The sequence below is a fragment of the Leptolyngbya sp. BC1307 genome (assembly GCF_002286735.1).
Taxonomy (GTDB): domain Bacteria; phylum Cyanobacteriota; class Cyanobacteriia; order Phormidesmidales; family Phormidesmidaceae; genus Phormidesmis.
The window spans coordinates 185,420-198,991 of sequence record NZ_NRTA01000004.1; the positions used below are offsets into that span (position 1 = coordinate 185,420).

Here is a 13,572-nt window from a genome sequence, read left to right on the forward strand (position 1 = left end):
CTCTGGAGTTACTGTCATAAACGCTTTCAGTCGTTACGGCTAAAGTGTCAGGTAAATACTAAAGTCAGGAAAATATGGGGCGCTCGTCTCTCGTACTCATTTCTCGTACTTATTTCTAAGCGCCAGAGCAGAGTTTGTCTAGCCAGGGTGGTGCAGATGCTGGCCATGTGTCGCCACGCTATGCAGAGAGGCTAGGCTTTCGGGCGCGACTGCCAGCTGCATCGGCGCTACAAAGTTGCCCAGATATTCAGCGTCAGTGCGCTCGGCTGGCGGCGCAGGGAGATTAGCGATCGCCGTGTCGCCCCCGACCATCGCAGTCAGCCGGCTATCGACCCAGGCCGCATAGTCATCGGCAGAGTGAACGATAATCTGAGTGCGCATGCCGCCGTGGTAGGGGCCGCACAGCTCAGCGCAGACAACCGGATAGCTCCCTTCGCGAATAGCGTTAAACGCCAGCTTGGTCTCCTGCCCGGGAATCATGTCCTGCTTAATCCGAAACTCAGGTAGCCAAAAGGCGTGGAGCACATCTTCAGCGTTGAGATTCAGCGTGACTGGCATGTGAGAAGGAACATGCAGTTCGCCGTCTACGATGCCGTTAGGGTAGGTAAAGATGAAGGCATACTGCAAGCCTTTAACGTCTACTGCCAGGGTCGGTTCACTTGCCATTCCGGGCATGACGCCCATACCGGCCTTACTCAGCAGCGAATCGCCCGAGAGCGAATCAGGCGCGTAGGCCACCTGCACGGCTTTCGCGCTTGCGGGTGACATATCGTGATTCATCAGCTCCAAGCCACCCATGCGGCTGTAAATATCGAAGCTGTAAATAGAGATACCGAGTACGACGACCGCCGGGATCGCTGTCCACAAAATCTCTAAAGGAATATTGCCTTCTAGATGCTCCCCGTCGCCCATGTCACCTTCGCGGCGACGAAAGCGAACAGCGGCTACCACCAGCGCTCCCTCGACCAGCAAAAACAGGCCAAAGCCAATAGTCATCATCGTGTTGAACAGCCCGTCTACCAGCTCAGCTTCGCTGGAAGCCGCCACTGGCATCAGGCCGTGGTTTTGGCCGTACCATAGGCTGGCCAAGGTAACGAATATACCTACTAAAAGAGTCACAATCGAGCTGGGAATATTCACAGGATTCATTACAGATCGTGAATAGATCTGTTGCTTTCAACGTATGAGCGAGGTGTACCGATAGGCGAGGGTTCAGAATGCCTCATCGCCTATCTCAAGGTAGCGTTCTTTTGAAAGATATGAGCGCTTTTCCTAGCCACCTCTGTTCCCTTAATATTTTCTCTAGAATTTATTCGGCAGATAACGCTGACAAATCTTCATTAAACAAGCTTAAAGTTAGCTGAGGCCTCATTTCTACGGTCTCAATCTCTACTGTGTAAAAAAGCGTCTGGCCTCATCCCTGCTGTATAGCGGACTACGTCAGCTTCATTGCGTGCGTCTACTCTCTGGCTCACTGCTTGAGAGACTGCTGCCTGACCTCAGGGCTATTAAGGGTTAACCTCCACCCCAAAGAAATAAAAGAAGCAGAGCTAATTGTTAAGCAACATTAAACGCAGCCGTCACTATCAAAAGAAAATGTCTACAACAAGAGAATATCCGGCTGCTCGCGTTATATTTTCATCGAGAGGAAATTTGACCGGGACAAGTCACAAACTTTGAAAAGTTTGGTAGCCAATTCTCTATTTTCGCCCGGTCGTTACGCCCTAACCCCCGCTTTGATCCCTATGGCAAATCCCAGTTTTTCGAGCCCGTCCCTTTCTCCATCGGCTGCTCCCAACTTGGCTGCAAAAGATTCGTCAGCTCAAACGCTGATTCGAAGATGGATATGGAAGATGGCGATCGCCACGCTCGCCCTGATGGCCGTCGGCAGCGCTACCCGCGTCATGAATGCGGGTTTGGCCTGCCCCGACTGGCCGCTGTGCTACGGTCAGCTCGTGCCGACCGCTCAGATGAATTTGCGGGTGTTTTTAGAGTGGTTTCACCGGCTAGATGCTTCTTTAATTGGACTGATGGCGATTGGCTTAGTGGGACTGAGCGGCTGGTATCGGCGATCGCTGCCTGCCTGGTTACCCTGGTCTGCGGTCGGCGCTCTGTTTTTGATTGTGGTGCAGGGCCTGCTGGGGGGTCTGACCGTGATTGAGCTACTGCGATTTGACATTGTCACCGCGCACCTGGGCACGGCGCTGCTATTTTTCAGCACACTGCTGATTATCGGCACGGCGCTAATGCCCTACAAGCCCGCTGGCAACGTCGGCAAACTACCCTGGCTCGGGCTAGCGGCGGCGCTGCTGGTATACGCTCAGAGCATTATTGGCGGGTTGGTAGGCTCTCGCTGGGCCGCACATCAGTGCTTCGGCCTGGCAGACCTGTGCAATGTGATGAATACTCACATGGCTGGGGTCGTGCCACCGACGCTGACAGTTTTAGCTCTGGTTGTGGCCGTATGGCGAACGCCTGCTCTTGACCAGTGGCTACGCGGCTTGGCCAATGCTGCAGGGCTGTTGTTGCTGCTGCAGATTGCGCTGGGTGTGGCCACCTTTAAGCTGCGGCTACAGGTAGAGCCCTTGACGGTGTGTCACCAAACGATTGGCGCAGCCCTGCTAGGCTGTCTGGTGTGTTTTACGGTGCTGGCTTTGCGCGATCGCTCCTCACAGACCCGCTCCTCACAGACCCGCTCCTCACAGACCATAGTCGCTGCTGCCCCGTTTGAGGAAAGCAACCCTGAGGAAAACCCGCTCCAATTCCCGGCTTAATCACTCGCTGTAGCTGTTTCGGCCATCTCCTTTGATAACCCCCTTTGATAACCCCTGAGAAAAGCTTAACTATGCAAACTTCTTCCATCTGGGCCGCCCGCCACCACGACAGCTTCGGCGAGGTAGTGCGCAGCTACTGGCAGCTCACTAAGCCGCGCATTATTCCACTGCTGCTGATTGAGACGGCAGCGGGCATGTGGGTGGCAGGCCAGGGCCGTGTTGGTCCGGTGCTGCTGCTAGTAACGCTGCTCAGCGGTACGCTTGCTGCTGCTTCAGCGCAAACCATTAACTGCATTTACGACCGCGATATTGACTACGACATGGAGCGGACGCGCCATCGACCGATCCCCTCTGGTCGGGTGCAGCCCAGAGATGCGCTGGTGTTTGCCCTGGTCATGGCGGTGATGTCGTTTGCGCTGCTAGCCGGGTTTGCCAACCTGCTGAGCGCTAGCCTGGCAATGGCTGGGATCGCCGTGTACATCGGCGTATATACCTACTGGCTGAAGCGCTCCTCACCGCAGAACATTGTCATTGGCGGCGCAGCTGGGGCGATTCCACCGTTGGTGGGCTGGGCAGCGGTAACAGGCGATCTCAGTCTGGCTGCCTGGGTAATCTTTGCGATTGTCTTTGTGTGGACGCCGCCGCACTTCTGGGCGCTGGCAATGCTGATTCAAGACGACTACGCCAAGGTGAAGGTGCCGATGCTGCCGGTGGTGGTAGGTAACCAAGCCACTGCTAAACAGATCTGGGCTTACACGGTGGTGCTGGTGCCGCTCACGCTGCTACTGGTCTATCCGCTAGGCGTTTGTGGTGCGGTCTATGGGCTGAGTGCCTTAGCGCTGGGCCTGCTGTTTTTGCAAAAAGCCTGGCAGCTACGCGGCAGCTATGACGACCGCGATCTGGCGAGGGGCACTTTTAAGTACTCCATTTTTTATATGATGCTACTTTCGGTAGCGATGGTGATTGACTCACTGCCAATCGTGCGGATGGGGACGGCGGCGATCGCCAGCGCTCTACAGTCTGTTTTAGCCGCAGTTCCGATGGTGGGCTAGGGTATTGAGAGAGTCCGGTACAAAGGTAATCTATGGCTGCCGCTGTTTTAGTAGAAAATCTTAAGAAGTCCTACGGCGATGTAGAAGCGGTCAAGGATGTCTCTTTTGCGATTGAGCCTGGGGAGATTTTTGGCCTGCTCGGGCCAAATGGCGCAGGTAAGACCACGGTCATTCGCTGCCTCTGTACGCTGATGGCACCCGATGCCGGACGCCTAGAACTAAACGGCGTCTCAGTGCTGGACAATCCGCGTGCAGCCCGGCAGATGCTTGGCTACATTGCCCAGGAGGTCGCTCTAGACAAGGTACTGACCGGGCGAGAGCTGCTAGACCTACAGGCGGCGATCTATCACCTGCCCAAGGCTAAGACTAAAACCCGTATTGAGCAGATGCTCTCACTGCTAGAGATTACTGAAATTGCCGACAAAAAAACGGGCACCTATTCTGGCGGGCAAAAAAAGCGACTGGATCTAGCGGCAGGACTACTGCATCAGCCGTCTGTATTGGTACTCGATGAACCGACAGTGGGGCTCGATATTGAGAGTCGGACGGCGGTCTGGCGGTTTTTGCGTCAGCTGCGGACAGAGGGCACAACGATTTTGCTTACTAGCCATTACCTGGAAGAAGTAGACGCGCTGGCTAACCGCGTGGCGATTATTGACAAAGGAAAGGTGATCTCTACCGGAACGCCAACAGCACTAAAAGCTGAAGTAGGGGGCGATCGCATCACTCTCCGCATTCGAGAATTTACCGACGACGAGGAAGCCAGCAGCGCCCGCGATTTACTGGCCGCGCTGCCCGTTGTCCAAGAAGTCATTGTCAACAGCGCTCAGGGAAATTCCTTAAACTTAGTCGTTGATAAAGAGGCAGATGCGCTGGCCGCAGTTCAGTCAGCTCTGAAAGCAGCGGGCCTACCGACTTTTGGCATCTCTCAGTCTCAGCCCAGCCTGGACGATGTCTACTTAGCTGCAACTGGCCGGACTTTGATGGATGCCGAAATGGCCGCTGTGGGCCAGCGCGACGTGAAGAAAGAGCGCAAGCAGAGCATGCGATAGGCGCGGTTAGATAAGCTAATCGCATAACTCAGCCCGGCTGCGTTAGCCTAGAGCTAGCCCTACAGATTTGACCTCAGCAAACCTGAGTAAACCGATGAGTCAATCTATCACCCCTACTTCTAATCTTGACAGCGCGATCGCTCCAGCGCTGCCTTCCCCTGGCATCAGTGAATTTATCCAGGAGACAACGGCGCTCACCCGCCGTCTATTCATTCAGCTTCAGCGCCGCCCGACCACACTGGTCGCAGGCGTGATTCAGCCGCTGATGTGGCTCATTCTATTCGGCGCGCTCTTTCAAAATGTGCCTAAAGGTCTCTTTGGCGAAAGCCAGAACTATGGCCAGTTTTTAGGGGCAGGCATTATCGTTTTTACGGCCTTTGCTGGCGCGTTAAACGCGGGTCTACCCGTGATGTTTGACCGCGAGTTTGGCTTTCTCAATCGGCTGCTGGTTGCGCCGCTGGCCTCCCGCTTTTCGATTGTGGTCGCTTCGGCGCTGTTTATTGGCACCATGAGCCTGATTCAGACCACGGCGATTGTGGCGCTAAGCGCGGTGCTTGGAGCCGGATTGCCTGGTCCGGGCGGTTTGCTATTGGTAACGCTGATCGTGCTGACGCTGGTATTTGGCGTGACGGCCTTGAGTCTGGGATTAGCCTTTGCCCTACCCGGCCACATTGAGCTGCTAGCCGTTATCTTTATCACCAATTTGCCGCTGCTGTTTGCGAGTACGGCGCTGGTGCCGCTGTCTTTTATGCCGACCTGGCTACAGGTAGTCGCTAGTCTTAACCCGCTGAGCTACGCCATTGAGCCGATTCGCTACATCTATCTCCACTCAGACTGGAGCTTTGGCAGCATTGTGATGCAAGCGCCCTTCGGCGACATTAGTTTGGGCCTGGCTCTAGGCATTCTGCTGGTCTTTAGTGCCACTGCCCTGCTGACGATTCGCCCGCTGATCAGTCGTCGGATTGCCTGAAGGCCGACTTGAAGACCGGCACAGATTATGGGGTGAATGACAGAGTCATTGGTAAACTAAAGAAAACCAAGGCTTGGTGTCTAAGACCCGGCGGCTTGTGGCTTAACTAGAAACTTTTTTGGAGAGTGAACGGATGAATACCCTGTTGGTTCGGCTGATGGGCGCAGGTTTGGCCCTGGGTATGGTGGGCGTGGTCTCAGCGCCAGCGACCGCTCAAGACTCTGGCATTGCCAATACTGCTGAAGACTTCAAATCAGCTGATTCGAATGACGGCATTCTCGGCTCGGATATGGATATTTGGGATATTTTTCATCAGGCTGGTGCTCTAAATGGGGCAGGCGTGGTGGATGCCGGTTTCTACCGTAACCAGGGCCGTCGGATCAATAGCCAGGCGGAATCTTTGCGCGAGCGGCAGCGGGCAATTTTAGAGCAGCGCAATGAGTCTGCGCCTACTTCGACGGCTACACCGGCTGAGTAAAGCAGACTTTCACTCTCAGGCTGGTTTTTACTGAATAAAAATGACGGGAAGGGCACTGGGCGATCGCAAGACGACGCCCGGTGCCTTTTTCAATTGTGCCCGCCGCTGGCTTTTGCCAGTTCGAGTTGCTAGCCTGACCGCATGAAGGCTCAAATCACTGCTACCATTTACCTGACCGTATCCGCACCCCACCTGCAATGACCGCCACCACACCGACCCTAGCTAGCCAGTACGATCCCACCGCGACCGAGACAAAATGGCAGGAATACTGGGAAGCCCAAGAAGTCTTCAAAGCTGATCCGAGTCGGGGCGGCGAGCCGTTTTGCGTAATGATGCCGCCACCCAATGTCACCGGCAGCCTGCATATGGGCCACGCCTTTGAACATACGCTGATCGACACGGTCGTCCGCTACCAGCGAATGAAAGGGCGCAATACGCTGTGGCTACCCGGTACTGACCATGCCAGCATCGCTGTGCAAACGATATTAGAGCGTCAGTTCGCTGACGAAGGCAAAACCCGAGAAGCCGTCGGACGGCAAAAGTTTTTAGAGCGGGCCTGGGAGTGGAAGGCCGAATCGGGCGGCACGATTGTCAACCAACTGCGGAAACTGGCCGTTTCGGTAGACTGGTCGCGTGAGCGCTTCACGATGGATGAAGGGCTCTCGAAAGCTGTGCTTACCGCCTTTAACCGTCTTTACAACGAAGGGCTGATCTACCGGGGCAGCTACATGGTGAACTGGTGCCCGGCCAGCCAGTCAGCCGTGTCTGATCTAGAAGTAGAAAACAAAGAAGTTGACGGCCATCTGTGGCATCTGCGCTATCCGCTGAGCAGCGGTGAAGGCTCAGTGGAGGTGGCGACGACCCGGCCTGAGACCATGCTGGGCGATACGGCGGTGGCGGTCAATCCGAACGATGAGCGCTATCAGCACCTGATTGGCCAAACGCTAACGCTGCCAATTATGGGACGCGAAATTCCGATTATTGGCGATGAATTTGTCGATCTGGAGTTTGGTACGGGCTGCGTGAAGGTGACGCCCGCTCACGACCCGAATGATTTCGAGATGGGTAAGCGGCACCATCTGCCGGTAATCAATATTCTTAATAAAGACGGCTCGCTGAATGAAAATGCGGGTGAGTTTGCCGGCATAGACCGCTTTGAGGCGCGCGATCGCATCGTAGACCGCCTGGAGTCAGAAGGCTTTTTGGTGAAGCGAGAAGACTATCGGCATTCGGTGCCCTACAGCGATCGCGGCAAAGTCCCCGTTGAGCCGCTGATTTCTACCCAGTGGTTTGTCAAAATTCGCCCGCTGGCCGATAAAGCCCTGATTGCCCTAGATGAGCAGCAAGACCCTCAGTTTGTGCCCGACCGCTGGACAAAAGTCTACCGTGACTGGCTAGTGAACCTGAAAGACTGGTGTATCTCTCGCCAGCTGTGGTGGGGCCACCAAATTCCGGCCTGGTATATCGTCAGCGAAACCAACGGCGAAATCACCGACAATACGCCTTTTGTCGTGGCGATGAACGAAACCGAAGCCCTGAATAGAGCCGCTGAGGAAACGGGCCACGAGGTAGAGCTGCGTCAAGACCCAGACGTGCTGGATACCTGGTTTTCTTCCGGACTCTGGCCGATGTCTACTTTGGGCTGGCCCGATACCGACGCGCCCGACTACCAGTTTTACTATCCGACCCAAACGCTAGTCACGGGTTTCGACATCATTTTCTTCTGGGTAGCCCGCATGACCCTGATGGCCGGGCACTTCACCGGCCAAATGCCGTTTGACACGGTGTATATCCACGGCCTGGTGCGAGATGAAAATAGTCAAAAGATGTCAAAGTCTAAAAACAACGGCATCAACCCAATGGTGCTGATTGATAAATACGGCACCGATGCGCTGCGCTATACGCTGGTGCGCGAAGTTGCTGGAGCCGGGCAAGATATTCGCCTGGACTATGACCGCAAAACCGATGAATCTTCGGCGGTAGAAGCCTCGCGCAACTTTACCAATAAGCTGTGGAATGCCTCCCGGTTTGTGATGATGAATCTCGACGGCCAGACGCCCGCTATCTTGGGAACGCCAGGCAGCGGTGAGGATCCTTTAGAGCTGGCGGATAAATGGATTCTCTCGCGCTATCACCAGACGATTGAAAGATCGCGCCAGCAGCTAGACGACTACGGCATGGGCGAAGCAGCTAAAGAGCTATACGAATTTACACGCGGTGATTTTTGCGACTGGTACATTGAGCTAGTCAAACCCCGACTCTACGGCGACGGCGAGACTAAGTACACGGCTCAGCAAACTTTGGCCTATGTGCTGGAGGGCATTCTCAAGCTGCTACATCCTTTTATGCCGCACATCACTGAGGAGCTGTGGCATACGCTCACGGGTGCTTCAACGAGTGGGGAGACGGCTGACTGTTTAGCCGTACAGCGCTATCCGATGGCCGATGCTCAGCAGATCGACCCGGATTTAGAAGCGCAGTTTGAGCTGCTGATTGATACCATCCGCACCATTCGCAATCTGCGAGCTGAGGCGGGCATTAAGCCCTCTGCCAAAATTGAGACGCTGCTGAAGACAGATAGCGACCTTGAGCTGCAAATCCTCCAGGCCACCCGCTCCTACATTCAAGAGATGGCGAGGGTGGAAAGCCTATCTATTGGCGATACCGACTTTGCACCAGCGCATGAGACTACAGCTGAGACATTGGCGATCGCAGAGGCCGAAGAAATGGTTGAAATAGGCAACCCGCCCAACCTTCAGGCCACCTCTCTCTGGCAGCGGTTGTCCGACGCAATATCACAGTTTTTAGACCAGCCGACGCACTACTTCGGCAGCTTCTTCAGCGACTACAAAAAGCCTGCTTTTTCTCTGGCAATTCTCTTAGGCAGCCTCATGACCATCAAGGTATTTGGCTCCATGCTCGATGCCATTGATGATTTGCCGGGTCTCGCAGGACTGTTTCAGCTGGTTGGCGTTATCTATGTCGTCCGGTTTGTAGCGCAGAAGGGTTATACGGCTGAGAAACGCGATCGCGCGATCGCCGAACTCAATCAAGCCTGGGTAGAAGTGACCGGAAAGCCGACCAGCCAGGCCACGGCCAGCAGTGGCGAATCGCCTGACATGAGCCCCGCACCCACGGGCGTGACCCCCGCTGAAATTATCAGGGCTGACTCCAAAGCCAAGCCAACTGGCAGCCTGAATAAAGACCAGCGGAAAATGTTTGCGGGCGTAACCGGCACCGTGCAGGTGCTAATCCCACTAACGGGCGTGGTAGATGTAGAGGCGCTGAGAGCCAAGTTAGAAAAGGATCTGGGTAAGGCTGAAGGCGAAATGAAATCTCTCGGCGGGCGCTTAAGCAATCAGGGCTTTGTTAACCAAGCTCCGGTAGAGGTAGTGCAGGGCGCAAGAGACGCACTGGCTGAGGCAGAGAAGCAGGCCAAACTCATCCGTGAGCGCTTGGCAATGCTGTAAAACGTGACCGACCTTTCAGGAACTCAGTTCTGAATATTGACTCATATCAGAAGAACAGAGGACATGAGAATGCCTGATCTTAGCAACTTGCAAGATGATGTAGCCTCTCTACCAGAAAACGCTCAGCGACTAATTTTCGACTTTGTTGTTTTCCTGGTGTGCTAAATAATAGCGAATTGGCCCAAAAGCAAATGAAAAATTCGTGAGAAAGTACGGGGCGGCTATTCTCTCTGCCTATATCCGGCCTAATGCCAGCACCGCATTCTGCCCGCCAAACCCAAAGCTAAAGCAGAGCATGTGCTGCAGCGCCGTCGTCCTTGCCTGTCGGACAAAATTTAGATCGAAATCGGGCTGACATAACCCGGTACAGGGCGGCAGCTGCTGCGCTTGTAAACCGAGCAGGCTGAGAGCGATCGCCACTCCCCCAGAAGCCCCTAACGTATGCCCGGTCGCCCCCTTCGTCGCCATCACTGGCATCTCCCGGCCAAAAATCTGCTCAATTAAGCTCGCCTCCATCCGATCATTAAGCGCTGTGCTCGTGCCGTGAACATGCACCGCATCAATCTCACTCGGGCTTAGCCCACTGCGCTGCAAACACTGCGCCACCGCCCGCTTAGCCATGCCATAGCGCGGATCAGGCGAACTCAGATGGTGACTGTCATTGGTCAGGCCCGCCCCCAAAATCTGCCCATACACCCGCGCCCCGCGTCGCTCTGCCAACGCCGCCGACTCCAGTACTAGCGCCGCGCCGCCTTCCCCCAGCACAAACCCCTCCCGCCGCCGGTCAAACGGATAGCAGCCCGTCGCCGCCAGCGCCCCCATTTTTCTAAACCCTGCCAGCGTCAGCGGCGTAATCGGCGACTCCACCGCCCCCGCCACCACCCGGCTGCACTGCCCGGTGCGAATCAGATCTGCCGCCTGTGCGATCGCCCAAACCCCAGTCGCACAAGCCGCCATCGGCGCTAATACCGGCCCCTCACACCCCACGCGCCGCGCCGCCACCAAAGCCGGTTCGGAAGGCAACGCCGCCAGCCAATCGCCCCTCACTTGTCCCGGCATTGCCCGCTGCTCACCCGCCATCGTCTCCAAGTCCCGCAAACAGCTCCGGCTAGACCCCATCACCACCCCACAGGCAATCCTCCCCTTTTCCCCTTCTCCCTTTTCCCCTTCTCCTCTCTCCAACCCCGCATCCACCCAAGCCTCACCCACCACCCGCCGCGTCAGCGCCCTCAGATCCACAGGTCGCTTCCCTCCCATCGCCAGCGGACCTGGGGCCAGATCTAAAAAAGGCTGGCGAAGCGCGATCGCACTTTCACCAGCCATTAGTTTTTGCCAAGTCGTCAGCGCTGTCGGCGCTAGCGCTGTGGTCAGGCCGAGACCTGTCACGACTACAGTAGGCGAATCTTTCACTTGAGCATATAGCGAACGTGACCGCCTCTCATCAAAGCGACTAGCAACTCTATTCTGCTGCCGCTTTACCGCTTGCGGGTAGTACCAGGTTGTCTGCACCAGCGGTCACCGTCACTGACTCGATCACAGCACCCGCTTCAATTTCATCAACCACGTCCATGCCAGCGGTGACATAGCCAAACACCGCATAGTCACCGTCTAAAAAGGTGACATCTGCTAGCGTGATATAAAACTGCGCAGAGGCCGTATTAACGCCAGAACGCGCCATCGCTATAGCTCCTCGCCGATGGGTCAAAGCGGGCTCAGCATCAACGCCCGCCTCCAGAAAAGTCTGACCGTACACAGGCTGATCGGCCCCCTCAGGCAAAATCTCCAAGGGTATTAGCCGGGGCTGACCGGTGGCAGGGTCTATATAGCTACCGGTACCAAGCTGACTGACTGGCACGTTAGGGTCAGTACTCTGCGGGTCGCCGCCTTGGACTACAAAAGGCTCAGGCGATCGCACCACCCGGTGAAACACAGTGCCGTCATACACCCCCTTCTCAGCCAGATCGACAAAATTACCGGCGGTGTAAGGGGCCAGATCGCCATCTACCTCGATCGTAATCGGGCTCCCGTCAACCACGATTTCTACGGTGGCTTTACCCGTTAGCTTAGCCAGCCCGGCGGTAAGCTCAGCCGCATCGGGGGCAGCAGGCATGGCGGCAGTGGGTGCGGCTGGCGCTTCGGCGGCGGGAGGCTCCGCACCGCTACAGCTACCTAAAAGCAGCGCAATCGCAACCAGAACGCTCCACCGCGCTCGCGAATGTATTCCTAGTATCATGATTGTTCCTTATGTTGCTAATACTTGTGTCGCTGATGATAATGAGGGCCTATTTTGCCATAGGACGAGAGGCCGTTCAATGCGCTGACGCTGCAGCCAGTCAGTCAATTTGTTCTAAGGGTGCCTTCAGGGCGTTCGTTCCAGGCGTTCTCTTGAGCGTTTTACAGGCCCTCTAGCGGTACCTGCAAAAACCGGGCTAATTCAGCCCCCTGGTTTTCTAAATCGGCCAGAGAAATCGGCTGCCCGACTCGGGTCAGGGGAATATTGCCTTTGCCCTTTACTTTCAGGTAGAGCGATCGCTTGGGATTCAGCCCTTCTTTAATCTCAGCGCGGACGGCCAGCAAATCCTTTAGCGGGTAGCGCAGGTCAATCTTCCGATTTTCCCCAGGAAAGCCACGCCGGAAGATCTGCGCTTCCTTTGCCTCCTTGTCAAACTTGTTGTAGCCGCTGCCCACATTCCAAACAATGATCAGGCATAGATAAGTACACAGCAAAATCGCCGCCAGGCCGTAAAAGCCCATCGCAATGCCCTGCGGAATAAACACTAGCTGAGCGGGCAAATCGGAAAACGGCAGCAGGTTAGTGTGCAGATAGCTAGACACCCCGGCTAGAAAAAAGCCGATGCCCCCCACAGCAGTCACCGCCGCCCAGAAGTAGTTACTCGGACGCCGCGCGCCTAAAATCTCTCGTTGCAAGACCGTTTGGCCAGAAGTTTTAGCAGGTGTTTTAGAAGCAGCCATATATAACAAAGTAATAAGGTAAGGACTCGCCCAGATCAGACAGCCCATATAGCGTTACGCCAGCAGACTGACACAGGCTGCATGTAGCCTATTGCTAATCGGCAGGGATACTTAAATCTTATGATATCGGCTTTGCTCCCGTATCTACTGAGCAATCTGGTTTAGCAACCGGGCCATTTACAAACCGAAACATTCTCAGATAGCGACCAAACAGCGAGGCGCTGTGAACGCTCAGCGAGATCAGGGGAGGAAAAAGGGACGCAAAAGCAGGGTGACCGGTAAGTAGACGCGCCCAGCTAACCGGTCTGTTAACCGTTTTACTTATTCTTTCGGAAAAGTTTATTATTCACTCAGGTGGCCGAGACCCCTTGCCGGATGTATCCACTGACAGCAAAGGGCTTGACCAGATTTTAGAGGGCGAAAGCCGGCGGCTGTTTCAGCTCATAGCCGGGAAATGCGGGCGATTTTCGCTCGGAAAGCAATCTGAGAATTTACATGACAGATTGTAAAAAAAGTGATCTGTCTTTATGATGGTTACATGCCAAAATCCTTTATGGCAGTGATTTCTAGCTGCCTGGTTATGGATCGCTCCGAATCTTCCGGGGTTCGATTCACCAGCATCTGAGGCTGCGTCTGCCCCCGGTGGACCCAATTTTAGATACAAAGGACTTAATCCCTATTAAGCGCCAACTAAAGAGGATTCTAAAATGACTATAGCAATGGGACAAGCGCCCGCCGGGCGGGGACGGTTTGACGTTCTCGACGACTGGCTAAAGCGCGACCGATTTGTCTTTATCGGCTGG

At 55.2% G+C, this 13,572-nt stretch carries 10 protein-coding genes; 6 read left to right on the top strand and 4 right to left on the bottom strand.

The window, feature by feature from the left end:
• Positions 1–138: 138 nt before the first annotated feature.
• Positions 139–1,119: a cytochrome c oxidase subunit II gene (locus tag CKL79_RS04245; protein WP_240518652.1), complete on the bottom strand. Its 981-nt coding sequence runs from the start codon at positions 1,117–1,119 to the stop codon at positions 139–141.
• Positions 1,120–1,745: 626 nt separating this feature from the next.
• Here CKL79_RS04245 and CKL79_RS04250 point away from each other — a divergent pair.
• The 6 genes from CKL79_RS04250 (at position 1,746) to CKL79_RS04275 (ending at position 9,796) form a co-directional block, all read left to right on the top strand.
• Positions 1,746–2,774: a heme A synthase gene (locus CKL79_RS04250; RefSeq protein ID WP_121968338.1), complete on the top strand. Its 1,029-nt coding sequence runs from the start codon at positions 1,746–1,748 to the stop codon at positions 2,772–2,774.
• A gap of 71 nt (positions 2,775–2,845) precedes the next feature.
• Entirely contained in the window at positions 2,846–3,826 is a 981-nt protein-coding gene (locus tag CKL79_RS04255; RefSeq protein WP_121968339.1) for a heme o synthase, read from the top strand.
• A 32-nt stretch (positions 3,827–3,858) separates the two neighbouring features.
• Positions 3,859–4,878: an ABC transporter ATP-binding protein gene (locus CKL79_RS04260; RefSeq protein WP_121968340.1), complete on the top strand. Its 1,020-nt coding sequence runs from the start codon at positions 3,859–3,861 to the stop codon at positions 4,876–4,878.
• Between the two features lie 94 nt (positions 4,879–4,972).
• Positions 4,973–5,848: an ABC transporter permease gene (locus CKL79_RS04265; protein ID WP_121968341.1), complete on the top strand. Its 876-nt coding sequence runs from the start codon at positions 4,973–4,975 to the stop codon at positions 5,846–5,848.
• Between the two features lie 133 nt (positions 5,849–5,981).
• A complete protein-coding gene (locus CKL79_RS04270; protein WP_121968342.1) occupies positions 5,982–6,326 on the top strand; it encodes a hypothetical protein in 345 nt (114 codons plus the stop codon).
• 197 nt (positions 6,327–6,523) lie between these two features.
• Positions 6,524–9,796 (top strand): valine--tRNA ligase, encoded by a 3,273-nt coding sequence (locus tag CKL79_RS04275; protein ID WP_121968343.1) that lies wholly within the window; start codon positions 6,524–6,526, stop codon positions 9,794–9,796.
• 234 nt (positions 9,797–10,030) lie between these two features.
• Here CKL79_RS04275 and CKL79_RS04280 read toward each other — a convergent pair whose 3' ends face one another.
• From CKL79_RS04280 to CKL79_RS04290, 3 genes are all read right to left on the bottom strand, one after another.
• Positions 10,031–11,206, bottom strand: a complete 1,176-nt coding sequence (locus tag CKL79_RS04280) for a beta-ketoacyl-ACP synthase (protein ID WP_121968344.1) — start codon at positions 11,204–11,206, stop codon at positions 10,031–10,033.
• 49 nt (positions 11,207–11,255) lie between these two features.
• Positions 11,256–12,029 (bottom strand): peptidylprolyl isomerase, encoded by a 774-nt coding sequence (locus CKL79_RS04285; RefSeq protein ID WP_121968345.1) that lies wholly within the window; start codon positions 12,027–12,029, stop codon positions 11,256–11,258.
• Positions 12,030–12,190: 161 nt separating this feature from the next.
• The gene (locus CKL79_RS04290; protein WP_121968346.1) at positions 12,191–12,769 is read right to left on the bottom strand and encodes a photosystem I assembly protein Ycf4; all 579 of its coding nucleotides are present in this window, start codon (positions 12,767–12,769) and stop codon (positions 12,191–12,193) included.
• Positions 12,770–13,572: the final 803 nt, after the last annotated feature.